The 24729-nt window shown below is 63.6% G+C and carries 33 protein-coding genes; 19 read left to right on the forward strand and 14 right to left on the reverse strand.

Features of this window, described 5'->3' with window-relative positions:
* Both EN749_RS08545 and EN749_RS08550 read right to left on the reverse strand, forming a co-directional pair.
* Window positions 1–126 (reverse strand): DUF1488 family protein (locus tag EN749_RS08545; RefSeq protein ID WP_128362928.1); only part of this gene is annotated, 126 nt, incomplete at its 3' end.
* A complete protein-coding gene (locus tag EN749_RS08550) occupies window positions 123–371 on the reverse strand; it encodes a hypothetical protein (protein ID WP_127269690.1) in 249 nt (82 codons plus the stop codon). The genes EN749_RS08545 and EN749_RS08550, both read right to left, overlap by 4 nt.
* 250 nt (window positions 372–621) lie before the next feature.
* Between EN749_RS08550 and EN749_RS08555 the strand changes: the two genes are divergently transcribed.
* From EN749_RS08555 to EN749_RS08565, 3 genes are all read left to right on the forward strand, one after another.
* Complete coding sequence (locus EN749_RS08555; protein WP_127269688.1) at window positions 622–960, forward strand: co-chaperone GroES; 339 nt, start codon at window positions 622–624, stop codon at window positions 958–960.
* 33 nt (window positions 961–993) lie between these two features.
* The gene (groL, locus tag EN749_RS08560) at window positions 994–2625 is read left to right on the forward strand and encodes a chaperonin GroEL (protein ID WP_128362929.1); all 1632 of its coding nucleotides are present in this window, start codon (window positions 994–996) and stop codon (window positions 2623–2625) included.
* A 262-nt stretch (window positions 2626–2887) separates the two neighbouring features.
* Window positions 2888–3385 (forward strand): GAF domain-containing protein, encoded by a 498-nt coding sequence (locus EN749_RS08565; protein WP_127271638.1) that lies wholly within the window; start codon window positions 2888–2890, stop codon window positions 3383–3385.
* A 13-nt stretch (window positions 3386–3398) separates the two neighbouring features.
* Here the strand turns inward: EN749_RS08565 and EN749_RS08570 are convergent, their stop codons facing one another.
* The 5 genes from EN749_RS08570 to EN749_RS08590 all read right to left on the reverse strand — a co-directional run bounded on the left by EN749_RS08570 (window position 3399) and on the right by EN749_RS08590 (window position 6706).
* On the reverse strand, window positions 3399–4454 hold the full coding sequence (locus tag EN749_RS08570) for a YeiH family protein (protein ID WP_128362930.1): 1056 nt from the start codon (window positions 4452–4454) through the stop codon (window positions 3399–3401).
* A 166-nt stretch (window positions 4455–4620) separates the two neighbouring features.
* The gene (locus EN749_RS39545; RefSeq protein WP_348629340.1) at window positions 4621–4857 is read right to left on the reverse strand and encodes a type II toxin-antitoxin system RelE/ParE family toxin; all 237 of its coding nucleotides are present in this window, start codon (window positions 4855–4857) and stop codon (window positions 4621–4623) included.
* Window positions 4858–4890: 33 nt separating this feature from the next.
* A complete protein-coding gene (locus EN749_RS08580) occupies window positions 4891–5289 on the reverse strand; it encodes a type II toxin-antitoxin system ParD family antitoxin (protein WP_245491310.1) in 399 nt (132 codons plus the stop codon).
* Window positions 5286–5687 (reverse strand): ester cyclase, encoded by a 402-nt coding sequence (locus tag EN749_RS08585; protein ID WP_128362931.1) that lies wholly within the window; start codon window positions 5685–5687, stop codon window positions 5286–5288. The genes EN749_RS08580 and EN749_RS08585 overlap by 4 nt, the downstream gene beginning before the upstream one ends.
* A 125-nt stretch (window positions 5688–5812) precedes the next feature.
* Entirely contained in the window at window positions 5813–6706 is an 894-nt protein-coding gene (locus EN749_RS08590; RefSeq protein ID WP_128362932.1) for a LysR family transcriptional regulator, read from the reverse strand.
* A 152-nt stretch (window positions 6707–6858) separates the two neighbouring features.
* On the opposite strand from EN749_RS08590, the gene EN749_RS08595 reads away from it, so the two are divergent.
* The 16 genes from EN749_RS08595 (at window position 6859) to arsK (ending at window position 19284) form a co-directional block, all read left to right on the forward strand.
* A complete protein-coding gene (locus EN749_RS08595; protein WP_128362933.1) occupies window positions 6859–7254 on the forward strand; it encodes a cupin domain-containing protein in 396 nt (131 codons plus the stop codon).
* A gap of 57 nt (window positions 7255–7311) precedes the next feature.
* The gene (locus EN749_RS08600) at window positions 7312–7647 is read left to right on the forward strand and encodes a carboxymuconolactone decarboxylase family protein (protein WP_128362934.1); all 336 of its coding nucleotides are present in this window, start codon (window positions 7312–7314) and stop codon (window positions 7645–7647) included.
* Window positions 7648–7652: 5 nt separating this feature from the next.
* Window positions 7653–8642 carry an aldo/keto reductase gene (locus EN749_RS08605; RefSeq protein WP_128362935.1) on the forward strand — a complete coding sequence of 330 codons (990 nt, stop codon included), beginning with the start codon at window positions 7653–7655 and terminating at the stop codon, window positions 8640–8642.
* A gap of 17 nt (window positions 8643–8659) precedes the next feature.
* A complete protein-coding gene (locus EN749_RS08610; protein ID WP_128362936.1) occupies window positions 8660–9262 on the forward strand; it encodes a flavodoxin in 603 nt (200 codons plus the stop codon).
* Window positions 9263–9326: 64 nt separating this feature from the next.
* Window positions 9327–10067 (forward strand): SDR family oxidoreductase, encoded by a 741-nt coding sequence (locus tag EN749_RS08615; protein WP_128362937.1) that lies wholly within the window; start codon window positions 9327–9329, stop codon window positions 10065–10067.
* 217 nt (window positions 10068–10284) lie between these two features.
* Entirely contained in the window at window positions 10285–10764 is a 480-nt protein-coding gene (locus tag EN749_RS08620; RefSeq protein WP_128362938.1) for a GNAT family N-acetyltransferase, read from the forward strand.
* Window positions 10765–10779: 15 nt separating this feature from the next.
* Window positions 10780–11163 carry an ACT domain-containing protein gene (locus EN749_RS08625; RefSeq protein ID WP_128362939.1) on the forward strand — a complete coding sequence of 128 codons (384 nt, stop codon included), beginning with the start codon at window positions 10780–10782 and terminating at the stop codon, window positions 11161–11163.
* 161 nt (window positions 11164–11324) lie between these two features.
* Window positions 11325–12758 (forward strand): aldehyde dehydrogenase family protein, encoded by a 1434-nt coding sequence (locus EN749_RS08630; RefSeq protein WP_128362940.1) that lies wholly within the window; start codon window positions 11325–11327, stop codon window positions 12756–12758.
* Window positions 12759–13129: 371 nt separating this feature from the next.
* Window positions 13130–13540 (forward strand): MbcA/ParS/Xre antitoxin family protein, encoded by a 411-nt coding sequence (locus tag EN749_RS08640; RefSeq protein WP_128362941.1) that lies wholly within the window; start codon window positions 13130–13132, stop codon window positions 13538–13540.
* Window positions 13534–14232: an RES family NAD+ phosphorylase gene (locus EN749_RS08645; RefSeq protein WP_128362942.1), complete on the forward strand. Its 699-nt coding sequence runs from the start codon at window positions 13534–13536 to the stop codon at window positions 14230–14232. Before EN749_RS08640 ends, EN749_RS08645 begins: the two co-directional genes overlap by 7 nt.
* Before the next feature lie 65 nt (window positions 14233–14297).
* Window positions 14298–14630, forward strand: a complete 333-nt coding sequence (locus EN749_RS08650) for a metalloregulator ArsR/SmtB family transcription factor (RefSeq protein WP_128362943.1) — start codon at window positions 14298–14300, stop codon at window positions 14628–14630.
* 92 nt (window positions 14631–14722) lie between these two features.
* On the forward strand, window positions 14723–15787 hold the full coding sequence (arsB, locus tag EN749_RS08655) for an ACR3 family arsenite efflux transporter (RefSeq protein WP_164781883.1): 1065 nt from the start codon (window positions 14723–14725) through the stop codon (window positions 15785–15787).
* Window positions 15784–16206 carry an arsenate reductase (glutaredoxin) gene (arsC, locus tag EN749_RS08660; RefSeq protein ID WP_127399389.1) on the forward strand — a complete coding sequence of 141 codons (423 nt, stop codon included), beginning with the start codon at window positions 15784–15786 and terminating at the stop codon, window positions 16204–16206. The genes arsB and arsC overlap by 4 nt, the downstream gene beginning before the upstream one ends.
* Window positions 16207–16269: 63 nt before the next feature.
* Complete coding sequence (locus EN749_RS08665; RefSeq protein ID WP_127383332.1) at window positions 16270–16590, forward strand: metalloregulator ArsR/SmtB family transcription factor; 321 nt, start codon at window positions 16270–16272, stop codon at window positions 16588–16590.
* A gap of 44 nt (window positions 16591–16634) precedes the next feature.
* On the forward strand, window positions 16635–18053 hold the full coding sequence (locus EN749_RS08670) for an NAD(P)-binding domain-containing protein (protein WP_128362944.1): 1419 nt from the start codon (window positions 16635–16637) through the stop codon (window positions 18051–18053).
* Complete coding sequence (arsK, locus tag EN749_RS08675) at window positions 18046–19284, forward strand: arsenite efflux MFS transporter ArsK (protein ID WP_128362945.1); 1239 nt, start codon at window positions 18046–18048, stop codon at window positions 19282–19284. Before EN749_RS08670 ends, arsK begins: the two co-directional genes overlap by 8 nt.
* 7 nt (window positions 19285–19291) lie before the next feature.
* Here the strand turns inward: arsK and EN749_RS08680 are convergent, their stop codons facing one another.
* The 7 genes from EN749_RS08680 to EN749_RS08710 form a co-directional block, all read right to left on the reverse strand.
* Window positions 19292–20020, reverse strand: coding sequence for an amino acid ABC transporter ATP-binding protein (locus tag EN749_RS08680; protein WP_027160865.1), 729 nt, complete (start codon window positions 20018–20020; stop codon window positions 19292–19294).
* 56 nt (window positions 20021–20076) lie between these two features.
* Window positions 20077–20751 (reverse strand): amino acid ABC transporter permease, encoded by a 675-nt coding sequence (locus tag EN749_RS08685; RefSeq protein WP_127272108.1) that lies wholly within the window; start codon window positions 20749–20751, stop codon window positions 20077–20079.
* A complete protein-coding gene (locus EN749_RS08690) occupies window positions 20748–21419 on the reverse strand; it encodes an amino acid ABC transporter permease (protein WP_127271796.1) in 672 nt (223 codons plus the stop codon). Before EN749_RS08690 ends, EN749_RS08685 begins: the two co-directional genes overlap by 4 nt.
* Window positions 21420–21561: 142 nt before the next feature.
* On the reverse strand, window positions 21562–22350 hold the full coding sequence (locus EN749_RS08695; RefSeq protein WP_127255904.1) for an ABC transporter substrate-binding protein: 789 nt from the start codon (window positions 22348–22350) through the stop codon (window positions 21562–21564).
* 111 nt (window positions 22351–22461) lie between these two features.
* A complete protein-coding gene (locus EN749_RS08700) occupies window positions 22462–23625 on the reverse strand; it encodes a saccharopine dehydrogenase family protein (RefSeq protein ID WP_127809740.1) in 1164 nt (387 codons plus the stop codon).
* The gene (locus EN749_RS08705) at window positions 23622–24122 is read right to left on the reverse strand and encodes an Lrp/AsnC family transcriptional regulator (RefSeq protein ID WP_127271168.1); all 501 of its coding nucleotides are present in this window, start codon (window positions 24120–24122) and stop codon (window positions 23622–23624) included. The genes EN749_RS08700 and EN749_RS08705 overlap by 4 nt, the downstream gene beginning before the upstream one ends.
* A gap of 132 nt (window positions 24123–24254) precedes the next feature.
* Window positions 24255–24729: LysR substrate-binding domain-containing protein (locus EN749_RS08710; RefSeq protein ID WP_245491312.1), on the reverse strand; the 475-nt coding region annotated here is incomplete at its 5' end.

Genomic DNA, 24729 nt, shown 5'->3' on the forward strand with positions numbered 1-24729 from the left:
CATCTTGGCCATGGCGTCGGCAGCGACGGAAAATGAGATCTGGAACATGCCGTCATGGCCGACGAAACGAATGCGCTGGCCCGCTTCGTCATAGCTGCGGCTGGGGTTGGGGAAGGTGAGGCTCATGTCTTGGCCTCCGTGGCTTTCTTGGTCGCCCGCTTCTTCTTCGGCGTAGGATTGAGGGCCTCGGCGACACGATCGGCCTCTTCCTTGGCCAGCCGAAGCTCCCTCAGCCTTGCCGTCTTGATCTCCCTGGCTCTTGCCTCGGACATATATTCGGCGGTCGCCTTGTTTTTCTCCGCTGTCTTCTTCTGCTTGTCGACAAAGCGGGCTTCAGCTTTTTCCATGATCGTCTGATTGCCTTCGGCCATCGAAGAAATCTCCCTTGTGCCTGAAATCGTGAAAGTGAACTTGTCCGATAAATAGGCACTCGATCGGCAAAATTCAATCTTTTGAATTATTTGACATTCTGCGGATATCACGAAACGGCCAGCTGAAATAATACTTTTGAATATTTAATTTGGCCCGCGAATAATTTTTGGCACTCCTATCTATCGAGTGCCAACGCGTCTATAGAGGAGGGGCGTGGCCGCCTGTGCCGGCCCCAGAAAGAAAGTTCCCATGAAATTTCGGCCACTCCACGACCGCGTCGTCATTCGTCGCGCCGAAGGCGATATCAAATCCAAGGGCGGGATCATCATCCCCGACACTGCCAAGGAAAAGCCGCAGGAGGGCGAAGTCATCGCCGTCGGCCCTGGCGCACGCGACGAAAACGGCACGCTTGTTCCGCTCGACGTCAAGGCCGGCGACTTCATCCTGTTCGGCAAATGGTCGGGCACCGAGGTCAAGATCGACGGCGAGGACCTTCTGATCATGAAGGAAGCCGACATCATGGGCGTTATCGACAAGAGCGAGACGGCCGCAACCGACAAGACCGTGGCCGCCAAGAAAGCTGCCTGACCTCATTTTCTCCGAACGAACTGGATAAAAATCATGTCTGCCAAGGAAATCAAATTCTCCACCGACGCGCGCGACCGCATGCTGCGCGGCGTCGAGATCCTCACCAATGCGGTGAAGGTCACGCTCGGCCCCAAGGGCCGCAACGTCATCATCGACAAGGCCTATGGCGCGCCGCGCATCACCAAGGACGGCGTCACCGTCGCCAAGGAAATCGAGCTTGCCGACAAGTTCGAGAACATGGGCGCCCAGATGGTGCGCGAAGTGGCCTCGAAGACCAACGACCTCGCCGGTGACGGCACCACCACCGCCACGGTGCTGGCCGCCTCGATCCTGCGCGAAGGCGCCAAGCTGGTCGCCGCCGGCATGAACCCCATGGATTTGAAGCGCGGCATCGACCAGGCGGTTTCCGCCGTGGTCAAGGAAATCCAGGCGCGCGCCAAGAAGGTCAAGTCGTCGGCCGAGATCGCACAGGTCGGCACCATCGCCGCCAATGGCGATGCCAGCGTCGGCGAGATGATCGCCAAAGCGATGGACAAGGTCGGCAATGACGGCGTCATCACCGTCGAGGAAGCCAAGACCGCCGAGACCGAACTCGACGTCGTCGAAGGCATGCAGTTCGACCGCGGCTATCTCTCGCCCTATTTCGTCACCAATGCCGACAAGATGCGCGTCGAGCTGGAAGAGCCCTACATCCTCATCCACGAGAAGAAGCTCGGCAATCTGCAGGCGATGCTGCCGATCCTCGAAGCGGTGCTGCAGAGCGGCAGGCCGCTGCTGATCATCTCCGAGGACGTCGAGGGCGAGGCTCTGGCGACGCTGGTCGTCAACAAGCTGCGCGGCGGCCTCAAGGTCGCGGCCGTCAAGGCGCCGGGCTTCGGCGATCGCCGCAAGGCAATGCTGGAAGACATCGCCGTGCTGACATCAGGCCAGATGATCTCGGAAGACCTCGGCATCAAGCTCGAAAACGTCACCATCGAGATGCTCGGCCGCGCCAAGCGTGTGCTGATCGAGAAGGACACCACCACGATCATCGACGGGGCCGGCACCAAGGCGACCATCCAGGCGCGCGTCGCCCAGATCAAGGGCCAGATCGAGGAGACGACCTCCGACTACGACAAGGAAAAGCTGCAGGAGCGGCTGGCCAAGCTCTCCGGCGGCGTTGCCGTCATCCGCGTCGGCGGCGTCACCGAGTCGGAAGTCAAGGAAAAGAAGGACCGCATCGACGATGCGCTGAACGCCACCCGCGCGGCGGTTGAAGAAGGCATCGTGCCCGGCGGCGGCGTGGCTCTGCTGCGTGCCCGCTCGGTGCTTGGCGGCCTGACCGGCGCCAATGCCGATGTCACGGCCGGCATTACGATCGTGCTGCGGGCGCTTGAAGCGCCGATCCGCCAGATCGCCGAGAATTCCGGCGTCGAGGGCTCCATCGTCGTCGGCAAGCTCACCGACAGCAAGGACCACAATCAGGGTTTTGACGCCCAGAACGAGGTCTATGTTGACATGATCAAGGCAGGCATCGTCGATCCGGCGAAAGTGGTGCGTACCGCACTGCAGGATGCCGGTTCGATCGCAGCCCTCCTGATCACCGCCGAAGCGATGATCACCGACATCCCGGCCAAGGATGCCGCGCCTGCGGGTGGCGGCGGTGGCGGCATGGGCGGCTACTAAAACCCAGGACTTGTTCGACCTGTTTGAGATGTGAATGGCGGCCCCCGATCGGGGCCGTCATGATTCTCAAGATGATCCATCGCAAAGTTTACGCATAGCTGCCTTGCCGACCGGCTCAGCGCCGGGAGGCAATCCTTATCTTGCGGCTTTCGGAGGGGACGCAATCCACGCTAGACTGTCCAGGCGGCCGTCTGGTTGCGGAGCTCGCCGGACTTTGGCAAGCGATCGGACGAACCGCCACCCCCTATACGGAGACACGTTCATGTTTGCGGCCAAGGCCATCGACACCTCAGACAAGGCCGCGTTCTACCGCGACCTCGCCACTCAGCTTAAGGCGCTGCTCGACGGCGAGCGCGATTCGATCGCCAACGCCGCCAACACCGCAGCACTCATCTTCCAGATGGTGCCGGACCTCAACTGGGCCGGGTTCTATTTCCTGCAATCGGACGAGGAAATGGTGCTCGGGCCGTTCCAGGGCAAGCCGGCCTGCGTGCGCATCGCCGTCGGCAAGGGCGTGTGCGGAACGGCGGTCGAACTCGGCACCTCGATGCTGATCAAGGACGTGCATGATTTTCCCGGCCACATCGCCTGCGATGCGGACTCGCGCTCGGAACTGGTGGTGCTGCTCGAGGACGATGAAGGCGTCTTCGGCGTGCTCGATCTCGACAGCCCGCTGCCAGGCCGCTTCGACAAGGCCGACCAGGCCGGCATCGAGACGCTGGCGGCGATCTATGCCGCGTCGAGTTCGTTCGAGGACTGAGGCCCGGTTTAGACTAGGTGAATTTCACCAGCATCAGGCTGAAGCAGCCGATGAACAGGAAGGCCGAGAAGGCGAGCGCCAGCGGGAGCAGGCCGCGCGAGCGCAGCTGCGAGATGTCGGCCTGCAGGCCCATGGCGGCCAGCCCCATGGTCAGCATGATGGTGGTGGCGAGCGCCATTGCCGACTTCACCTCGGCTGGCACCGTGACGAGGCTGTTCAGCGCTACGATTGCGACAAAGGCGGCGACGAACCACGGCATGGGCGGCCGCGCCGCTACCTCACTGCTGCTCCTGCGGCGCGCCATCAGGCCGAGCGCGACGACCATCGGCGCCAGCATGGCGACGCGGGTCAGCTTGGCGACGGTAGCGATCTCGCCGGACTGGGTGCCGTTCTGGAAGCCAGCGCCGATGACTTGCGCCACTTCATGGATCGAGGCGCCGGCCCACAGGCCGAAAGCGTGCTGGTCGAGGCCGAGCAGGGGCGCCATGAGCGGGAAGCCGAGCATGGCGACGGTGCCGAACAAGGTGATCGAGGCGACGGCGTAGGTGACGTCCTCGTCGCGCGCATCGGTGACGATATTGGTGGCGACGATGGCCGAGGCGCCGCAGATCGAGGTGCCGGCGGCGATCAGCTGCGCCAGCTTGGCGTCGACGCCGATCAGCCGACCGAGCGTGATGGTGAAAACGAAGGTGGCGCCAAGCGTCGCCGCGACAATGCCGACGCCGCCGGCGCCGATCGAGACGACTTGGCCGAGCGTCAGCTGGAAGCCGAGCAGAACGATGGCGAAGCGCAGCAGGCGCTTTTGCGAGAATGCGATCCCGGCTTTGGCGTGCACCGGTGTGCCCAGCACGTTGGAGTAGATCATGCCGGCAACGACGGCGAGGATCATCGGGCTGAACAAAGCGAAGCCGGAGACGTTGCGGGCCGAGAAGGCGACCGCAGTGATCATCGTGACCAAGACGATGCCGGGGATGATGCCGTTCCAATTGAGGGATTTTCGCCCTTGGGTCAGATCGGCAGGAAACGCGCTTTTCGGAATATCGTTCGCGAAGTGGGAAACGGAAGACAATGCAATGCTCCAGGGGGGGTACCTGGGGAGAATGTCATTCCTCAACCGATCTTTCCAACGAATTATTTTCGTTAGAACGATCGATTTCTACGAACGATTGTCATGGAGCAACATGCATTGGCTCCCCTTGGGGCCGTCCAGCGAGCACCTTCAGAGAATCGTCCGGCTAGAGCAATTCTTGCCACTGCCGTGCGCCATGGATAACGCGCACGATCTCCGCGCCGTCCTCGATCTGGCGATAGAGGACCAGGTAATTTCCTGCGGGGAAGGTGCGCAAGCCCGCTCGCACTTCCGGTCGAGCAACACCCATTCCCGGCATCTCGGCGATTCGCTGGCATTGAGCATGGATTTCATCATACCACCGCAATGCTATCCTCGGCGATATAGAGCGCGATGACCTCAATGTCCGCTTCGGCTTCGGGCCGTAAGCGCAGCGTCATCGCAACTCGCGCTCGGCGATCCTCGCATCGAGCTTGCTTTTGATCCGGGCGAAGGCTTCGCTGCCGTCGACAGCGTTGCCGCTTGCGATGCCTTCGTCCCAAAGCCGGCCCAACTCGTCGACAGCCAGTTCGCGTTGCGTGCGGCGAAACTTCCACTCGCGCAACGCCTCACGCATGACTTCGCTTGCCGAGGCGTATTCGCCCGCCGCGACGACCTCGCGCATCATGGTTGCCATTTCAGGGGTGAGGGCAACGCTGACCTTCTCGACATTCGACATCCGCATAGTCTCCTGCGCATGCAAGGTAGGCAAGTTTACCACCAGCTGCAAGGGCGATGGATGGCTCGCATGCTTGACGATGCTGCCAACCGGAGGATGCGATGCCGCAGCCGTCAAAGCTGCGCTTCGATCGCCGCCTTGTCGATCACCGACCAGACGTTCCTGATCCTGTCGTCGAGGAATTCATAGAAGACGTTCTCGCTGAAGGACACCTTCCTGCCGTTGATGGGCAGGCCGAAGAAGGTTCCCTTCGGCGTGCAGTTGAACTGGAGCCGGCTGGCTATGAACGGCGGTTCGGCGATCAGCAGCTGGATGTCGAAATAGAGGTCCGGGATTTCCCGGAAATCGCGCTCCAGCATTTCCTGGTAACCCGACAGTCCGACGCGGTCGCCATTGTAGTGCACTTCTTCATGAACGAAGCGATGCAGCTTCTGCCAGTCCTGATTGTTGAGGCAGGCGATGTAGCCTCGATAGAGGTCGGTCACGGTCACGGCGATGGCTCCGGATTTCGTCATATCTGCTCGATCCGGAAGATAGAACGACGGCGGGCGCAGTCCAGATGGAGAGCCTGTTCCCGAATCCGGATGGGGCTCTATCTGCTCGTTTTGAGCTGATCTTTTCCGGAACCCGGTTTCCTGTTCTAGCCTCGGTAGCGCAGCGCGTCGACCAGCAGCGAGAAGGCCGGCGTCGCTTGCCGGCGGCTGGGGTAATAGAGGTGATAGCCGGGGAAAGGCGCGCGCCAGTCGGCGAGCACCCGCACCAGTCGGCCGTCGGCCAACTGAGCCGTCAACTGTTCCTCCGGCAGATAGGCAAGACCGAGGCCGGCGAGCACCGCGTTCATGCGCAGCGCGGACGTATTGAACACCAACTGGCCCTCGACCCGCACCTTCAGCTCGCGCCCGGCCTTCTCGAACTCCCAGGCGTAGAGCCCGCCATAGGTCGGCAGCCGCAGATTGATGCAATTGTGGGTGGTCAGGTCCTGCGGCGTGCGCGGCTTAGGCCGGGTGGCGAAATAGGCTGGCGAGCCGACCACCGCCATGCGCATGTCGGGAGCGATGCGCACCGCGATCATGTCGCGCGCCACCTGTTCGCCCAGCCGCACGCCGGCGTCGTAGCGCTCGGCGACGATGTCGGTCAGGCTGTAGTCGACGATGATCTCGACTTTGATGTCGGGATAGTCGGGCAGGAATTTCGCCAGCGCAGGCCACAGGATCGCATCGGCGGCATGCTCACCGGCGGTGATGCGGATGGTGCCGGCGGGTTTGTCGCGCAAGTCGCTGAGTGCGGCGATCTCGGCCTCGATCTCATCGAGCCGCGGCCCCACGGTGCGAGCCAGCCGCTCGCCGGCTTCGGTGGGCGATACACTGCGCGCGGTGCGGGTCAGGAGCCGTACGCCCAGCCGCTCCTCCAGCGCCCGCACCGTGTGGCTGAGCGCCGATTGGGAAACCCCGAGCTTGGCCGCCGCCCTGGTGAAGCTTTCCTCGCGCGCGACGGCGAGGAAGGCGGTTAGCTCATTCAGATTGTCTCGCGGCATTCATGAGCCCTTTTCATAAGATCATGCTGGATATAGCGCCTAATCGGCACCAATCGCAGACCCTAGATAGGCGTCATCACACCGGGCGCCTCTACCGGCCGCCTCTGAAGACCGGCGGTCGTGTCACGCCTGTTGCCAGGAAGGGACAAACCATGGACATCACGCGAAACGGCTCTCAAGCCTCGGCCAGAGGATCGACCGACTATTTCACCGGCGCGGTGCGCATCGACGCGCCCTTCAAGGGCAGCGAGCCCGCCCGGGTCGGCGGCGCCACCGTGACTTTCGAGCCCGGCGCGCGCACCGCTTGGCACACGCATCCGCTTGGCCAGACGCTGATCGTCCTATCGGGCGCAGGCCTGGTGCAGCGCGAGGGCGGCCCGATCGAACCGATCCTTCCTGGCGACATCGTCTGGTTCGCGCCTGGAGAGAAGCATTGGCATGGCGCCGCGCCGACCACGGCGATGAGCCACATCGCTATCGCCGAAGCGCTCGATGGCAAGGTCGTCGACTGGCTGGAGCATGTCAGCGACGAACAATACGGGGTTTGACCAAGTATCGGCGCGTGGCGCCGAGTTCAACGCCCGAACTCTACGAAGGAGACCACCATGACCGATGTTCCAAGGCTGAAAAGCCCATTCTCCGATATCGCTCCCGCGCTTGGCAGATACACCGACGAGGTGCTGTTCGGCGACGTTTGGGAACGCCCCGGCCTGTCGCCGCGCGACCGCAGCCTCGTCACCGTCACCAGCCTGATTTCGGGCTACCGGATCAATGAAATGCCTTTCCACATGAAGCGTGCGCTCGACAATGGCGTCACCCGCGACGAACTCATCGAAACCATTACGCATCTCGCCTTCTACGCCGGATGGCCAACGGCAGCCACGGCTCTGGGCATTGCCCGCAAGGTCTTCGAACAAGCCGACGCCGAGAAGAAGGGATAACGACAATGCAGATGCGCACACTTGGAAACAGCGGTCTCGACGTTTCGGCCATCGGGCTCGGCTGCATGGGGATGAGCCAGTCATACGGGCAGCCGATGGAGACGGCGGATGCAGTCCACCTGATCAGGGCGGCGTTCGACCGTGGCATCACCTTCTTCGACACCGCGGAGGTCTATGGACCGTTCACGAACGAGGAGGTCGTCGGCGAGGCGCTGCAGCCGATCCGTGACCAGGTGGTGATCGCCACCAAATTCGGCATCGACATCGCCGGGACAGCCGGACATGATGGCATGGACAGCCGGCCGCAGCATATTCGTGACGTCGTCGAGGCCTCGCTCAGGCGGCTGAGGACCGGCCACATAGACCTCCTATACCAGCACCGCGTCGATCCGGTCGTGCCGATCGAAGAGGTGGCGGGCGCTGTGAAGGACTTGATTAGCCAAGGCAAGGTGAAGCATTTCGGTCTCTCCGAGGCGGGCGTACGCACGATCCGGCGCGCGCATGCGGTACAGCCGGTCGCCGCGGTCCAGAGCGAATATTCGCTCTGGTGGCGTGAACCGGAAGAGGCGATCCTGCCGGTGCTTGAAGAACTGGGGATCGGCTTCGTGCCCTTCAGCCCGCTGGGCAAGGGGTTCCTCACCGGCGCCATCGATGCCAGCACGACGTTCGACAGCAGCGACTTCCGCAACACCGTGCCGCGTTTTGCGGAAGACGCCCGCAAGGCGAACCAGGCGCTGGTCGACGCGATCGGCGTGATCGCTGCCGAGAAGAAGGCGACATCAGCACAGGTCGCTCTCGCCTGGCTGCTGGCGCAGAAGCCCTGGATCGTTCCGACCCCCGGCACCACCAAGCTCAATCGCCTCGAAGAGAACATCGCGTCGGCCACCATCGCGCTGACGGCGGACGATCTTGCCAACATCGAGAATGCGGTCTCGGCGATCGCGGTGAAGGGAGCGCGCTATTCTCCGCAACAGGAAGCAAGGATCGATCGTTAGCCACCTGGGAGAGCGTGATGAGCCAACCAGTCTCAAGACGAGGTGCGCTGATGACCATGCTTGCACTGCCTCTGGGCGCCGGATTGAGTCCCGGATCGAGCCGGCCCGCCAGTGCGTCGAGCGCGCGGCGAACGGGCGGCGCCAAAGTGCTGGTGGCCTACTACACCCGCACCGGCAACACGCGGGTCATCGCGCGCCAGATCAGCAGGACTCTGCGAGCGGATATTTTCGAGATCGCGACCGTCGATCCCTACCCGGAAGACTACAAGCAGCAGGTTGCGGTGGCGGAGCAGCAGCGGGAGTCCGGTTTCGAACCGGCGCTGGCCGCCACGGTGCCTGATATCGGAACCTACGAGACGGTGTTCCTCGGATTTCCGATCTGGGGCATGACCGCGCCTTCGGTGATCCGCTCCTTCCTGTCGAAACACGATCTGTCCGGCAAGACCTTGGTGCCGTTCATCACCCATGGCGGCTACGGAACAGGGCAGAGCCTGAAAGTCCTCGCAGATCATGCACCAGGGGCTCGGCTCATCGAGGGTTTTTCCAAGCAGTGCGACCAGGAACGCCAGACGCTTGAAGAGGTCACCGGCTGGCTCGGTCGGGTCGAATTGCCCGGCTGAGCCGCCAACGCGACCGCCCAGGCTGCCGGGGGCAGCGAAGCCAAAGATCAGAAGGAAAAGAATCATGGCCGAGAACATCAGGGACAAAGTCGTCGTCATCACTGGCGCCAGCAGCGGGCTGGGCGAAGCCGCCGCACGGCTTCTGGCCAGGGAGGGCGCGAAACTGGTGCTGGGCGCACGCCGCCTCGACCGGTTGCAGGCGCTGGCCGGCGCGCTTTCACTTGGCGAGGGCGCCATCCTTCAGACCGACGTCACCGATGTCGGCCAGGTCCGGCGTCTGGTCGACCATGCGGTCAAGACGCACGGCCGCGTCGACGTCGTCATCAACAATGCCGGCCTGATGCCGCACTCGCCACTGGAGCGCGGCAAGGTCGAGGACTGGGACCGCATGATCGACGTCAACATCAAGGGCGTGCTCTACGGCATTGCCGCGGCACTGCCGCACATGAAGACGCAGAAAAGCGGCCACATCATCAACGTGTCGTCGGTCGCCGGCCACAAGGTCGGGCCGGGCGGAGCGGTCTATGCCGCGACCAAGCACGCGGTGCGCATCATCTCGGAAGGTCTGCGCCAGGAAGTGAAACCCTACAACGTCCGCACCACCATCATCTCGCCCGGTGCCGTGGCGACCGAACTGCCCGGCAGCGTCACCGAGCCCGATGTCGCCGAGGGCGTACGCGCACTCTACGACCGGGTGGCCATTCCGGCCGATTCTTTTGCCAGGACGGTGGTGTTCGCCATGAGCCAGCCCGACGAGGTCGACATCAACGAGATATTGTTCCGGCCGACGGCGCAGGAATACTAGAAGCCGTTGTAGGTGTCTTGACGCGCCGCGCTTCCTGTTCCAGCTTGGCGCCATGTTCGTCCTCGCGCCCACCAACACCAAGCGACGCCGCACCTGCACAATGCGGAGCGGCAGACTGATTGCGCGACGACAAAGACCGGCAGGATAGACCCGGTTCGTTCGTTTCCAGCCCCGCCCGCGACACGCCGGCGGGGTTTTTCATGTCTGGAGCACTTTGATGACCAACAATTTTTCCATCCGGCTTCGGCCGGCCGTGCCTGCTGACGCCGACGCGATCCGGGATATCGTTCGTGCCGCCTATGCCAAATGGGTGCCGGTGATCGGCCGCGAGCCGCTGCCTATGCGCGCCGACTATGACAAGGCCGTTGCCGAGCATCCGTTCGATCTCGCCGTGGAGGATGATCGGATCGTCGGGCTGATCGAAACCGTGCTGGCCGAGGATCACCTGTGGATCGAGAATGTCTGCGTCGCACCGCAGGCGCAGGGCAGGGGGATCGGCCGGCTGCTGCTAGAGCTGGCCGAGCGCAAGGCGATCGAAGCAGGACGTGCCGAGCTTCGCCTGCTGACCAATGGCGCCTTCGAGGCGAATGTGTCGCTCTACAAGAGGCAGGGCTATGTCATCGATAGGGAAGAGCCGTTCATGAACGGTATGACGGTCCACATGAGCAAGAAGCTGGCGGGATCACCGGCGATCTGAGGGAGGGGTTCGACAATGGCCATCTGCGTCAGGCTCAAACAACTCTCAGGGTTTTACGCGGTTGCCCGGCTGGCGGCGGGCGAGACCATCCCCGGTTGGGCGGACGGGCCAGGCTTCGTCAGCATCACAAGGACTGACGACGAGCTTTCGATCGTTTGCCTGCAGGATCGTGTGCCGGATAGTGTCAGGCAGGACGGTGACTGGGTGGCCTTCAAGCTTCAGGGGCCGTTTGCCTTAGACGAAACCGGTATCGTGCTCTCGGTCATCAGGCCGTTGTCGGAAAACGGGTTGGGCATCTTCCTGGTGTCCACTTTCGATGGCGACCATCTGTTGGTGAAAGCGACGGATCAGGCCGCGGCGAGGCGGTTTCTGGTCGAGGCCGGGCATATCCTGCTGTAGTCCATCGTCACCAAGCCGGTTGCTGGCCCAACCGCTCTGGCTCAATCACTGCCGCACTGGCTCAACCACTTCGGGGGTTGCGTTTGACAGCGGCGTTTGTGCATCGTTATCTCCAGCCAGATATGACGGCCCGGCGCGACGATGCGGCCAAGGAGAAAACCATGTCACACAATCTGCAGTTCTATATCGATGGCGCGTGGGTCGATCCTGTTGTGCCCAACGCTTTCGATGTCATCGATCCCTCGAATGAGGACGCCTTTGCGCAGATTTCGCTCGGCTCCAAGGCCGATGTCGACAAAGCGGTGGCTGCCGCCAAGCGCGCCTTCAACAGGTTTGGTTTCACCGAGGTTGGCGAGCGGCTCGACCTGTTGAACCGCATCATCGCGGTCTACAAGAAGCGCAGTGGCGATCTTGCCGTCGCTGTGTCACGCGAGATGGGCGCGCCGCGCCAGATGGCGTTGGACAGTCAGGTCGGCATCGGTCTTGCGCATCTGCAGAAGATGGCCGACGTGCTGAAGAGTTTCGAATTCCGCCACGTCAAGGGCAACCATCTCGTGGTCAAGGAGCCGATCGGCGTCGTCGGGCTGATCACGCCGTGGAACTGGCCGCTCAACCAGATCACCTGCAAGGTCGGCCCGGCGCTTGCTGCCGGCTGCACCATGGTGCTGAAGCCCTCCGAGATCGCGCCGCTCGACGCCATCATCTTCGCCGAAATCCTCGACGAGGCCGGCGTGCCGAAGGGCGTCTTCAACCTCGTCAATGGCGACGGACCGGGCGTCGGCCAGGCGCTGTCCAGCCATCCTGACATCGACATGATGTCGTTCACCGGTTCAACCCGTGCCGGCATCCTGGTGGCCAAGGCCGCCGCCGACACGGTCAAGCGCGTGCATCAGGAGCTTGGCGGCAAGTCGGCCAACATCCTGTTCGGGGATGTCGACCTCGCAAGCGCCGTCAGCAAGGGCGTCGCCGGCTGCTTCAGCAACAGCGGCCAGTCCTGCAACGCGCCGACGCGCATGTTCGTGCCGCGCGACCGTCATGACGAGGCAGCCGGCTATGCCAAGGCGGCTGCGGAAAAGTTCACCGTCGGCCCCGCCGACGCCGCCGGCACCAAGCTCGGCCCGGTCGTCAGCCAGGTCCAGTTCGACAAGATCCAGGACCTGATCCAGGCCGGCATCGATGAAGGTGCGACGCTGGTCGCCGGCGGCCCCGGCCGTCCGGCCGAACTCAACCGCGGCTATTACGTCAGGCCGACGGTGTTCGCCGACGTCACCCACGACATGCGCATCGCGCGCGAGGAGATCTTTGGGCCGGTGCTGGCGATCATGCCCTACGACAGCGTCGACGAAGTGGTCGAGACCGCCAACGACACCGTCTACGGTCTCGCCTCCTACATCCAGGCCAAGGACATGAAGAAGGCGCGCGAAGTCGCGGCGCGCATGCGCACCGGCAATGTCTACATCAACTATCCCCAGTGGGACGCCGGCCTGCCGTTCGGCGGCTACAAGCAGTCCGGCAATGGCCGCGAATATGCCGAATACGGGCTCGAGGATTTCCTCGAGATCAAGGGCATCGCGGGGTATGAGGCGGCGGAGTAAAATTGGTCAGGGCGCGCCACGATATGTGGCGCGCTGTCCGTCCGGTATCGCCGAGGTCAGCGCCGCCCCTCATTGCCCTGCCGGGCATTTCTCCCCGTATAGTGACGGGGAGAAACACGCCGTCATGGACGGTTTCGCCAATCTCCAATGTTGCAGAATAGGCGTCAGCGATGCGGCCATCTCCCTTCTCCCTGTCACTATACGGGGAGAAGGTGCCGGCAGGCGGATGAGGGGCGGCGCCGACTTTGGCGATTGGTGGCCTTCACAAGACGGAAGCCGTCATTGGCCTGAAAGCGATTGGCCCTGCCTTGCCGATCTCCTTGCCAATTGGCAAATGCATGCTATATATCTGCCAATAGCGAGGCAACAAAATGCAGCTTCAGTCCATAGTTACCACGCCGCCCACGTTCGGAGCCGCTATCTCGGATGAAGAGGCCGGCGCGCTGGCGCGCACCACGGTCAATCTGTTCAAGGCCTGGAACCTCACTGACCTGGAGGCCTGCATCCTGCTCGGCGGTATATCGGCGCGCACCTGGGCGCGCTGGAAAGAAGGCGGCGTCGGCAGGATCGACCGCGATCTGCGCACCCGCATGGCGCATCTGATGGGCATCCACAAGGGCCTGCGCTATCTGTTCACGGAGCCGGCGCGCGGCTATGCCTGGATACGCAAGCCCAATGCCACCTTCGGCGGCCAGTCGGCCCTCGACCTGATGCTGCGCGGCGAAATCTCCGATCTCTCGGCGATGCGCGAATGGCTCGATGCGGAGCGTGGTGCATGGTGAGTGGACTTGCGGTCAGGCGCGGCGTCCATTGGCACCAGACCTTCCGCATCATCCGCTCCATCCACCCGCCCATCGACCTCTTCGAGGACATTGCCGACCCGCGCGACTGGGAGGCGCTTGCCGCCGTCGAGGCGAAGACCAACCCGCGCATAAGGTTCGAGATTGGCGATCTCGGCAAGGTGTCGGCCGCAAGGCGGGTTTCCGGCCCCGGCGCCAGCTTCGTGATGGCGCCCTTCGTGCACTGTTCGACGCTGCGGCCGGGACGCTTCTCGGATGGCAGCTACGGCATCTACTATGCGGGCGACAGCGAGGACGTCGCGCTGGCCGAGACCATCCACCACCACCAGAAGTTCATGGGTGCCACCAACGAGGGGCCGGGCTGGACGGCGGATTTCCGCGTGCTGATCGGCAGCGTCGACCGCGACCTCGATGACGTCAACGCGGTGTCCGGCGTGCTCGACCCGGATGACTATTCCGCCTCGCAGGCGGAAGGGCGGGCGCTGCGGGCAGCAGGCAGCGACGGACTGGTGTGGAACAGCGTGCGCATGCCGGGCGGCGACTGTATCGGCATCTTCTGGCCCGATGTCATTACCATTCCAGTGCAGGGTCGCCACTACAGCTACCACTGGGACGGCGCCCGCGTGGACTTCGTGCGCCAGCACGATACGGGAAAGGTGCTTGCCGTCACATGATGGCGGCGGACACGCTTTACAGATCGCAGGGAAGCCGATATCCATAAATCCAAGGATTCGGATATATGGATAAGAAAAGCACTTTGAACGCGCTGGCCGCACTTGGCCAGGAGACGCGGCTGGATGTCTTCCGGCTGCTCGTGCGTGCCGGTCCGGAAGGCATTCCGGCGGGCGAGATCGCAACGAGGCTGGACACGGTCCAGAACACCATGTCGGCGCATCTGAAGGTGCTTGCCCATGCCGGGCTGATCCGTCCCGAACGCAACGGAAGGACCGTGCGCTATGTCGCCGACATGACCGGCTTGCGCGACCTGCTGGCCTATCTGATGGAAGATTGCTGCAATGGCGCGCCGGAGCTCTGCCGTCCCGTCATCAATGCCGTGACCTGTGACTGCTGAGGGGCTTGTGACTGTCCGCCGCGCGCGTTCGAACAAGGAAAGCCATCATGACCGATCATGCTCTGAACGCAGCTGAGGCGGTGCGGCCCGGCATCGGCTTCGTCGAGAAATATCTGACGGTGTGGGTGGCATTGTGCATCGTCGCGGGCATCGCGCTTGGCCATCTGCTGCCAGGCGTGTTCGGCGCCATCGCGTCGGCCGAGATCGCCAGGGTCAACATTCCTGTCGCCGTGCTGATCTGGCTGATGATCGTGCCGATGCTCTTGCGCGTCGATTTCGCCTCGCTGGCCAGGGTCGGCACCTATTGGCGCGGCATCGGCGTGACGCTGTTCATCAATTGGGCGGTGAAGCCGTTCTCGATGGCGCTGCTGGGCTGGCTCTTTATCGGCTGGCTGTTCCGGCCGTGGCTGCCCGCCGTGCAGATTGATTCCTACATTGCCGGACTGATCATCCTTGCTGCGGCGCCCTGCACGGCGATGGTTTTCGTCTGGTCGAACCTGACGCGCGGCGAGCCGAATTTCACACTTTCGCAAGTAGCGCTCAACGACGCGATCATGATCGTCGCTTTCGCGCCCATCGTCGGCCTGCTGCTCGGCCTGTCGGCGATCACCGTCCCATGGGGCACGCTGATGCTGTCGGTCGCACTCTACATCGTCGCGCCGGTGATCGTCGCGCAGCTGGTTCGTGGCCGGCTGCTGGCAGCGAGGGGACAGGCCGGGCTCGATGCCCTGCTTGCCACGCTGCAGCCCTTGTCGCTGATTGCCTTGCTGGCCACGCTGGTGCTGCTGTTCGGCTTCCAGGGCGAGCAGATCATTGCGCAGCCGCTGGTGATCGTGCTGCTGGCAGTGCCGATCCTGATCCAGGTCTATTTCAACTCCGGTCTTGCCTATCTGCTCAACCGCCTCAGCGGCGAGCGGCACTGCGTGGCTGGACCATCGGCGCTGATCGGCGCGTCGAACTTCTTCGAGCTGGCGGTGGCCGCCGCGATCGCGCTGTTCGGGCTGAATTCGGGCGCGGCCCTTGCCACCGTGGTCGGGGTGCTCATCGAGGTTCCGGTCATGCTGTCGGTGGTGTGGATCGTGAACCGCAGCAAGGGCTGGTACGAGAAGGGCGGCGCCGTCCGGAATACCATGTCGACCGGGAAGGCCTCGAAATGACTATCACCATCTATCACAATCCCGATTGCGGCACGTCGCGCAACACGCTGGCCATCATCCGGCAGTCGGGCGAGGAGCCGGAGGTGATCGAATATCTGAAGACGCCGCCGTCGCGACAAAGGCTGGTCGAACTGATCGCCGCGATGGGCATCATACCGCGAGACCTGCTGCGCGAGAAGGGCACCCCCTATGCCGAACTCGGCCTTGCCGACCCGAAATGGTCCGACGAGCAGATCCTCGATTTCATGCTGGCACATCCGATCCTGATCAACCGGCCGATCGTGGTCAGCCCGCTCGGCGTCGTCCTTGCACGGCCGTCGGAAAAGGTGCTGGACATCCTGCCCAACCCGGAGATCGGCGCGTTCACCAAGGAGGATGGCGAGGTGGTCACAGGCGCCTTGGGCAAACGCGCCGGCTGATGCTATTTCCATAATTTTCGAAATTAAGTTGACGGCGCGAAAAGTGCCGCGTAGTTTATTTCCATGAAACTCGAAAAAGCAGCCGTCCAGCTTGAAGCACTCGGCAATCCGACGCGGCTTCAGCTCTATCGTATCCTGGTGCGCGCCGGTGATGACGGGCTCGCCGTCGGCAGTGTCCAGGAAAAACTGGACATCCCGTCATCGACGCTGTCGCATCACCTCAAGCGGCTGGTCGACACCGGCTTGGTGACGCAGGAGCGGCAGGCGACGACGCTGATCTGCCGCGCCAACTATCCCGGCATGAATGCGCTGATCGGCTATCTCGCCGACGAGTGCTGCGCCGATGCCGCCTGCGCACCCGCCGTCGGCAAAGCACTGGCTTGATTTTTTTGCGCTTATAATTCGAACATACCGGAAGGATGGAACCTATGGACGTGATGGCAAACCTTCCCGTCGCGGTGATCGGCGCCGGCCCGGTCGGACTGGCAGCCGCGGCGCATCTGGTCGAGCGCGGCATCACTCCGCTCGTCCTGGAACGCGGCGAAAGCGTGGGTGCGGCGCTGCTCGAATGGGAACATGTGCGGGTGTTTTCGCCATGGAAATACAACATCGATACGGCGGCGCGAGCGCTGCTCGACCGCTCCGGCTGGACAGCGCCGGACAGCCAGCGCCTGCCGACCGGCGGCGAGATCGTGCGCGATTATCTGGCGCCGCTTGGCCGGCTTCCCGCGATCGCCGCCAATTTGAAGCTCGGCGCCGAGGTCACCGCGATCACCCGTCAGGGGCACGACAAGGTCGCCAATGATGGCCGCAAGGACGCGCCCTTCGTTATCCGCTATCGCGATGCCGGCGGCGAACACCGCGTTCTCGCGCGCGCGGTCATCGACGCGTCCGGAACATGGTGGCGGCCAAATCCGATCGGCGTCGACGGGCTGCCGGTTGCCGGCGAAGGCGAGGCGTCGGCACGCATCGCCTATGGTATTCCCGACGTGGTCGGCAAGGCGAGAGAAGACTATGCGGGCAAGCGCATCCTGGTCATCGGCGGCGGGCACTCGGCCATCAACGTCGCTTTGGCGCTGATGGAGTTGCAGGATGCGGCGCCTGGCACCGAAGTCTTCTGGGCGCTGCGCCACGCCAGCATCGAGAGACTGCTCGGCGGCGGGCTGAACGACCAGTTGCCGGAACGCGGCGCGCTTGGATTGGCGGCCAGGCAGGCCATGGCGGATGGCAGGCTGAACATGCTGGCGCCCTTCGCCGCCAACGGCATCGAGAGACAAGGCGAGGGCCTCGTGGTCGACGCCAACCTGGGTGGCAAGCCGTTCAACCTGGTCATCGACCGCATCGTCGTCACCACCGGCTTCAGGCCAGACCTGTCGTTCCTGAGCGAAATCCGCATCGCGCTCGATCCCGCCGTCGAAGCGCCGCCGGCGCTGGCGCCGCTGATCGATCCAAACTTCCACTCATGTGGCACGGTTCCGGCGCATGGCATTGCAGAGCTCGCGCACCCCGAACCGGGCTTCACCATCGTCGGCTCGAAATCCTACGGCCGTGCCCCGACCTTCCTGATGGCGACCGGCTACGAGCAAGTCCGCTCGGTGGTGGCCGATATTGCCGGAGACCATGCCGCGGCCCGCGAAGTCCGGCTGGTGCTGCCGGAGACCGGCGTGTGCAGCGCCGTCGGGGTCGTGACGGCATCGGAAAGCGCCGGCTGCTGCGGCGGGCCTGCGCCCGCCGCTGTCGATGCCTGCTGTGTCAGGGATGCGGACGCCAAGGCAACCGGCGCATCGGGTTGCGGCTGCGCAACCGCGCCAGCCACCGAGACGCGAGAGAATGGCGTCGATGCCTGAACGATCTGTCCTGCGCAAGGCAATCTGGGCGCTTGGGCTGACCCAGATCATCGGCTACGGCACGCTCTATTACAGCTTCTCGATCCTCGCGCCGGCAATGGCTGGGGAGTTCGGGCTCACGGAAGGCTGGGTATTCGGCGCGCTGTCGGCCTCGCTCTTTGCCGGCAGCCTGTTCGCGCCGACTGCCGGGCGGTGGGCCGACCGCTTCGGCGCCGGCCGCATCATGACCGTCGGCTCGGTGGCGGCAGCCGTGGCGCTGGCGCTGTGCGCCGTCGCGCCCGACCGCGTGAGCTTCGTTCTGGCATTGCTGGCAATGGAACTGGCCTCCAGCTTCGTCCTCTACAGCGCTGCCTTCGTCGCGATCGTGCAGATCGGGGTTCCCCGGCCGCAACGCAGCATCACCCATCTGACGCTGATCGCCGGGTTTGCCTCGACCCTGTTCTGGCCACTGACCTCGGCGCTGCATGCGCATCTGACATGGCGCGAGGTCTATTTCTTGTTCGCCGCTCTCAATCTCGGGCTCTGCCTGCCGATCCACGCCTGGCTGATGCGCCTGTCGCGCCGCCACGCAACGGCCAGAAGCCAAGAACGCGAGCCGATCCCTGAAGCGGGCGCGCCGCTCGATCCGCGGCGTGGCCGGGCCGTGTTCCTGCTCATGCTGGCGGGGTTCGCCACCGAGGGCTTCGTGCTGTCGGCGATCCTCATCCACATGGTGCCGCTGACGGCGGCGCTGGGGCTCGGAACCGCAGGCCTCTTCGTCTCGACCCTGTTCGGACCGGCGCAGGTCGCCAGCCGGCTGATCAACATGCTGTTTGGCGGCCGCCTGCAGCAGACGCACCTCGCCGTCATCTCCGCATCGCTGATCACAGCCGGGCTGTGCGCACTGCTGCTGACCACGCCATGGCTGCCCGGCGCCTTCCTGTTCGTGTTGCTGTTCGGCCTCGGTTCAGGCCTCACCAGCATCGTCGGCGGCACCTTGCCACTCGAACTCTTCGGCCGCGAAGGCTATGGCGCGCGGCTCGGATGGGCGAGCGCTGCCCGTCAGTTCACCTCGGCCTTCGCGCCGTTCGCGCTCGCCTTCATGATGGCGCGGACATCCGTCGCCAATTCCCTGTGGGTCCTGGTGGTCGTCGCCGCGAGCGGCGTCATCGCCTTCCTCGCCATCGTGTTGCTGAGGCGCCGCGGCCGGGTTGCGTTCGCCATTGGCGGCAATCCGGAAGAGGCGGCCTGACCGCGCCTCAATGCCTGAGAATCTTGCTCAGAAAAGCGCGGCTGCGGTCGGTCTTGGGGTGTGAGAAGAACTCGTCCGGCGTGCCGCTTTCGACGATGGCGCCGGCGTCCATGAACACCACGCGCTGGGCTACCTTGCGGGCAAAGCCCATCTCGTGCGTCACCACCATCATGGTCATGCCTTCCTCGGCGACCGCCACCATGACGTCGAGCACTTCGGAAATCATCTCGGGATCGAGCGCCGAGGTCGGCTCGTCGAACAGCATGATCTTGGGCCGCATGCCGAGGCAACGCGCGATCGCCACGCGCTGCTGCTGGCCGCCGGAGAGCTGTGCGGGATAGGCATTGACCTTGTCGGCGAGGCCAACCTTGGCCAGCAATTCGCGGCCTGCTTTTTCAGCCTCGGCGCGCGGGATCTTGCGGACATGGATTGGGGCGAGCGTGACGTTTTCGAGTGCCGTCTTATGCGGGTAGAGGTTGAACGACTGGAAGACGAAGCCGATCTCGGTGCGCAGCTGCGTCATGTTGGTGGCGGGGTCGCCCAGGCGTTGGCCGTCGACGACGAGGTCGCCGTCCTTGATCGCCTCCAGGCCGTTGACGCAGCGGATCAGCGTGCTCTTGCCCGAGCCGCTTGGGCCGCAGACGACGACCACTTCGCGCGGCTCGACGCTGAGCGTGATATCCTTGAGCACATTGAGCGTGCCGAACCATTTGTTGACGCCGCGAAAGTCGATCATGCCGGTTTTGGCAAGACCCGTTTTGGTCATGTTTTCTGGACCTTTGGGGTTGGAAGTCACAACTGCACCTCGCCATGCGCCGCGCCCATGCGCTGCTCCAGCCGGCGGGCCAGCATGATCAGCGGATAGCAAACGATGAAATAGCCGACGCCGACGAGGAAGAAGACCAGCAGGCCGTTGGGCACACGCTGCACCACCAGCCAGCCAACCCGGGTGAGGTCGGTGAGCCCGATCGCTGAGACGACAGAAGAATCCTTGATCAGCAGCACATACTGTCCGACCAGCGGCGGCAGCACGATGCGCATCGCCTGTGGGAGGACTACCTGGCGCATGCGCTGCAAGCGCGACAGGCCGGACGCCAGCGCCGCCTCGACCTGACCTGTCGGCACCGAGCGGATGCCGGCGACGACGATCTCGCAGATGAAGCAGGCGGCGAGGTTGGTCAGCGCGATGATGCCGGCGGTGAAGGCATCGAGTTCGATACCGAACTCAGGCAGGATGAAGAAGATCAGGAAGATCTGCACCAGGAACGGCGTGCCGCGAATCAGGTCGACCCAGGCCCCGATCAAGCCCGAGATCAGCCGGTTGCCGCCGGTCCGCAGGATGCCGAGGCCGAAGCCGAGCAGGGTGCCGAGCACAAGGCTGATCAGTGACAGCATCACGGTCATGCCGAGGCCGCGCAGGGCCAGCGGATAGGAGCCGGCGAGGCTTTGCAGTTGTTGCCAGATCATGTCCGCGCCCCCGCCGTGCCGAGCCAGCGGCTGGAGACGCCAGCTAGTCCTTTCAGTCCGTAATACAGCAGCAAATAGAAAGCAGCGATGGTGAGGAAACCTTCGGCCGGCATGAAGCGGTCGGAGGCGAGCAATTGGCCGGCGCGCGTCAGTTCGGAAACCGAGATCAGCGACAGAAGGGCGGAATCCTTGACCAGCACGATCGCCTGGCCAAGCAGCGGCGGGATCGTCACCTTGAAGGCCTGCGGCAGGACGACCAAGCGCATGCGTTGGACATAGGTCATGCCCGAAGCGACGCTGGCTTCGACCTGGCCGCGCGGGATCGACAGGATGCCGGCGCGAATGATTTCAGCGATATAGGCGCCGCTGTTCAGCGACAGCGCGAGGATGCCGACGACGAGTTCCGGCAGCACGAAGCCGAGCCGGGGCAGGCCGAAATAGAGAAAATAGAGCTGCGCTAGCAAGGGCGTGGCACGCACCGCATCGATATAGGCCTTGGCCGGCACACGAAACAGCCAGCCGCGCTGCAGGTTCATGGCGCACAGCACGATGCCGACGATGAGCGCGCCGACAAAGGACAGCGCCGACAGCCAGACGGTCGTGATCAGGCCCTGTCCGAACAGCGGCAGGTATTCGACGATGGTGCGGAAACTGAAATTTTCGAGCATCGTTGGGTGCAATCCCCAGAGTGCAGGAAGGGCGAGTAGCGAATAGCGAATAGCGAGTAGAGAATTAGGGAGCAGCAAAGCATGGCCGGAACGGCCATTCCCTATTCGCTACTCCCTATTCGCTACTCGCTAATTCAATTCCTCAGTGATCCTTCTTCCAGGCGTCGGAATTGACCCAGTAGTCGAGGTTCTTCTGCAGGCGTCCGTCGATGGTGACCTGGTTGAGGAACAGGTTCATCCAGATCAACAGGTCCGGCTCGTCATAGCGGGTGGCGAAGGCAAGCGGCTCCTTCGACAACAGGTCCGGCATGATGGTGAAGCTGCCGGCCGGATAGGCGGTCGACTGGCCCTTGACCGCCGAGACGTCGTTGACGCCGCAATCGGCCTGGCCGTTGTTGACGGCGTCGAGCAGCAGCGGACCGCCGCCCTTGTAGCTCTTGATGTCCGCATCGGGGAAGGCGTTCTTGGCTTCCTTCTCGCCGGTGGCGCCGAGCAGCACGGCGATCTTAGTGCCCTTGGCCTTGCAGTCCTCGGTGGTCTTGAACTTGCTGTCGGCCTTGGTGAAGACAGTGCTGCCCGTATACATGTAAGGCGTGGTGAAGGCGACCTTCATGCCACGCGCCAGCGTCGGTGTCATGTCGGCGACCAGAAGGTCGGCCTTACCCGACAACAGCGCCGGAATCAGACCATCCCAGTCGAAGTCGAGGAACGTGATTTTCACACCCATTTCCTTGGCCATCAGTTCGGCCAGTTCGACCGAACTGCCGGTGCGTTCGCCGTTGGCGCCAACCAGCGAGAAGGGCGGTCCTTGAGTCTGCACGGCGACGCGCAACTCGCCGCGCTTGGTGATGTCGTCGAGCGTACCGGCACTGGCAGCGGCAGTGAGCCCGGCGAGTGCAAGCCCGGCGATGAAAAGTCTGGCAATCTTCATTTCGGTATTCCTCCTTGTTTTATTGTTCCACGTTGTTTTTCACCCTTTGGGGTGCTTTTTGAGCGGCAGCGCCGTTGCCGACGGCAGCCACCGTTCGAAAATCTTCCTGCCTCAGTCCCGTGCCACCGTCTCGGAAACTGTGATGCCACGCTTGGCCAGTTCATCGAAGAACCTGATGTCGGGCACGTCCAGCAGCGGGTTCAAAAGGCCCGGTCTGGTGATCTCACGCCGCGCGAGCATCTGCGCCACGATGCTGGCGGGATAGCCGACGCCGAGGCTCATGCCGAACAGGCCCGAAGCCAGGTCCCGCTCGATGATCAGGTCCGACGTCACCGTCTTGGCGCGGCCGTCTTCGAGGCCGGAAAAGACATTGCGCATCACGCACAGGTCCTTCTCGCCGGGACCATATTGCAGTTGCGGGCCGAGCAGACGGCCGAGGAATTCGCGCGGGCTGTTGCCGGTGCCGGGCACCTTGTCTTCGGAGAGGAAGCCAAGCTCCTTCAGCGGCGCCCAGAAGGCCGACCATCCCGGCCAGCGCAGCGTGTAGCGGCCGGAGCGGCGCAATCCCTTGGCGGCGTCCAGCATCTCGACATAATGCAGCGCATCGCCATTGGGGAAGGCTTCGAGCTTGCCCAGACCCGCAACCTCGATTTCATGGATGAACGGATTGTCGTGCTGCTGGCCGGCCGGCACCGCGACGCGTTTCCCGTCCTCGATCATCACGCTGTCGCGATTCTGGCTGACCAGGACCATGTCGAAATTCCAGCTCACCTTGTAGCACAGCGGCTTGGCCATCGCCTTCGGCTCGGGGATGCCGCCGCAATAGGAATCGATCGAGGAAATCGAGTCGAACTGCCTGGCGGCGCGCGCGTACAGCACGAGGTCGATGCCGGGGTCGAGCCCGCATTCGGTCATGATCGAGACGCCGGCCTGTTCGGCGGCTGGCGCCAGGTCGGCGATCGACTTGGCGTAATTGGTGGTGACCAGCGGCGTGCGCGTGGCGATCGCGGCCTGCACCGCCTGGCGCATCAGCGGCTGAGGCAACAGGTCGATGACGGCGTCGACATCATCAAGCACAGTGGCCAGCGCCGGGCCGATCGCGCCTTCAGGCACCACGAAGCGCACGCGGGCAAGATCGGTCAGGCCGGCAAGCCGGGCCGGGCCATCCGCCGCGGTATCGACGCAGACGATTTGCTCGACGCCGACGCTGGCGACGAGGTCGGCGATTGCCGCCCGACCTTGCAGGCCGAGGCCGCCTAGTACCGCGATCTTCATGCCGGCTCCTTGCGGTCGTCCGACCAGCAGCCTTCCGGCAGGCTGACCCATTTGTTGCAGGACGCCATGACGACGAAGGTTTCGCTGCGCACGACTTCGCCGGGCTCGCCGGCGCCGGGGATCAGTTCGCTGGTGACGCGGTAGAGATCGGCGACGTCACCGGCCACCGTCACGTCGACGATGATGTCGAAGCGCCCGGTGACCACCGAAGCCGAGTTGACGAAGGGCAGTTCGGAAATGCGCTGTGCCAGTTCGCGGGCCCGGCCGCGCCCCTGGGCATTGATGCCGACAATGGCCGAGATCAACTCGGGGCGCTCGGTCAGGTTCAGCAGGCCGACGATCTTGAGCAGGTTGCGGTCGAGCAGGTTGCGCAGCCGCGTGCGCACCGTCGGCACCGAAATCGCCAACATCTCGGCGATGCGGTTGATGCCCGGCTGCGCATCCTGCGACAGCTGTTTGACCAGCCGCCGATCGGTCAGATCGAGATGTTCCCGCAAAGTCCCAGTCTTTCACAAAAGGAAAAAACTTTGGCTATTTTTTTGCCAATGTGTAAACAAGCTACGTCACGGATATTTGAAAAGCAAGGCAATGATTCAGCGCTGCTGGGGATAGGTGGTCGCTGTCAGGGCTCAGACCAGCGCTGCCGCCAACAGTTTTGCCTGTGGCGTCAACTCATCGAAGCGGCAGGCACAGAGGTTCAGCTGGCGCGTCGCCCAGTCGTCGGTCAGCCGCAGGCTTCGCAGCGAGCGTGCCGAGCGGCGCGCGGCACTTTCGGGCACGATGGCGATGCCGGCGCCCTGGGCGACCAGCCGGCAGACATTGTCGAGGCCGGGCACGCGGATGCGGAAGTGCAGATGGCCGCCAAGGCGGGCGGCCTGACGGGTGATGTGCTCCTGCAAGGGATGGCCGGCGCTCAGGCCGACAAAGGCTTCGCCGAGCAGGTCGCCGAGGTTGGTCGTATTGCCTTCGAGGTCGGGCCAGTCTCGCGCGGCGATCACCATGAGCCTGTCGATGAAGAACGGCTTCTGCTCCAGATGCGAAAGGCCGGCCCAGGTCGCGGCGATGCCGAGATCGGCGGCACCGCTTGCCACCGCCTCTGCGATC

The organism is Mesorhizobium sp. M7A.F.Ca.ET.027.02.1.1 (assembly GCF_004022985.1).
GTDB lineage: Bacteria > Pseudomonadota > Alphaproteobacteria > Rhizobiales > Rhizobiaceae > Mesorhizobium.

Bases quoted from the DNA above. Each gene is read 5' to 3' on its own strand.
- EN749_RS08585 (WP_128362931.1), bottom strand. From the start codon at position 5,687: ATGACGAAATCCGGAGCCATCGCCGTGACCGTGACCGACCTCTATCGA.
- EN749_RS08650 (WP_128362943.1), top strand. From the start codon at position 14,298: ATGGATAAGAAAAGCACTTTGAACGCGCTGGCCGCACTTGGCCAGGAG.
- EN749_RS08685 (WP_127272108.1), bottom strand. From the start codon at position 20,751: ATGATCTGGCAACAACTGCAAAGCCTCGCCGGCTCCTATCCGCTGGCC.
- EN749_RS08630 (WP_128362940.1), top strand. From the start codon at position 11,325: ATGTCACACAATCTGCAGTTCTATATCGATGGCGCGTGGGTCGATCCT.
- EN749_RS08690 (WP_127271796.1), bottom strand. From the start codon at position 21,419: ATGCTCGAAAATTTCAGTTTCCGCACCATCGTCGAATACCTGCCGCTG.
- EN749_RS08665 (WP_127383332.1), top strand. From the start codon at position 16,270: ATGAAACTCGAAAAAGCAGCCGTCCAGCTTGAAGCACTCGGCAATCCG.
- EN749_RS08565 (WP_127271638.1), top strand. From the start codon at position 2,888: ATGTTTGCGGCCAAGGCCATCGACACCTCAGACAAGGCCGCGTTCTAC.
- arsC (WP_127399389.1), top strand. From the start codon at position 15,784: ATGACTATCACCATCTATCACAATCCCGATTGCGGCACGTCGCGCAAC.
- EN749_RS08555 (WP_127269688.1), top strand. From the start codon at position 622: ATGAAATTTCGGCCACTCCACGACCGCGTCGTCATTCGTCGCGCCGAA.
- EN749_RS08590 (WP_128362932.1), bottom strand. From the start codon at position 6,706: ATGCCGCGAGACAATCTGAATGAGCTAACCGCCTTCCTCGCCGTCGCG.
- EN749_RS08615 (WP_128362937.1), top strand. From the start codon at position 9,327: ATGGCCGAGAACATCAGGGACAAAGTCGTCGTCATCACTGGCGCCAGC.
- EN749_RS08620 (WP_128362938.1), top strand. From the start codon at position 10,285: ATGACCAACAATTTTTCCATCCGGCTTCGGCCGGCCGTGCCTGCTGAC.
- arsK (WP_128362945.1), top strand. From the start codon at position 18,046: ATGCCTGAACGATCTGTCCTGCGCAAGGCAATCTGGGCGCTTGGGCTG.
- EN749_RS08700 (WP_127809740.1), bottom strand. From the start codon at position 23,625: ATGAAGATCGCGGTACTAGGCGGCCTCGGCCTGCAAGGTCGGGCGGCA.
- EN749_RS08640 (WP_128362941.1), top strand. From the start codon at position 13,130: ATGCAGCTTCAGTCCATAGTTACCACGCCGCCCACGTTCGGAGCCGCT.
- EN749_RS08595 (WP_128362933.1), top strand. From the start codon at position 6,859: ATGGACATCACGCGAAACGGCTCTCAAGCCTCGGCCAGAGGATCGACC.
- EN749_RS08605 (WP_128362935.1), top strand. From the start codon at position 7,653: ATGCAGATGCGCACACTTGGAAACAGCGGTCTCGACGTTTCGGCCATC.
- EN749_RS08670 (WP_128362944.1), top strand. From the start codon at position 16,635: ATGGACGTGATGGCAAACCTTCCCGTCGCGGTGATCGGCGCCGGCCCG.
- EN749_RS08645 (WP_128362942.1), top strand. From the start codon at position 13,534: ATGGTGAGTGGACTTGCGGTCAGGCGCGGCGTCCATTGGCACCAGACC.
- EN749_RS08610 (WP_128362936.1), top strand. From the start codon at position 8,660: ATGAGCCAACCAGTCTCAAGACGAGGTGCGCTGATGACCATGCTTGCA.
- EN749_RS08600 (WP_128362934.1), top strand. From the start codon at position 7,312: ATGACCGATGTTCCAAGGCTGAAAAGCCCATTCTCCGATATCGCTCCC.
- EN749_RS08695 (WP_127255904.1), bottom strand. From the start codon at position 22,350: ATGAAGATTGCCAGACTTTTCATCGCCGGGCTTGCACTCGCCGGGCTC.
- EN749_RS08625 (WP_128362939.1), top strand. From the start codon at position 10,780: ATGGCCATCTGCGTCAGGCTCAAACAACTCTCAGGGTTTTACGCGGTT.
- EN749_RS08550 (WP_127269690.1), bottom strand. From the start codon at position 371: ATGGCCGAAGGCAATCAGACGATCATGGAAAAAGCTGAAGCCCGCTTT.
- EN749_RS08680 (WP_027160865.1), bottom strand. From the start codon at position 20,020: ATGATCGACTTTCGCGGCGTCAACAAATGGTTCGGCACGCTCAATGTG.
- groL (WP_128362929.1), top strand. From the start codon at position 994: ATGTCTGCCAAGGAAATCAAATTCTCCACCGACGCGCGCGACCGCATG.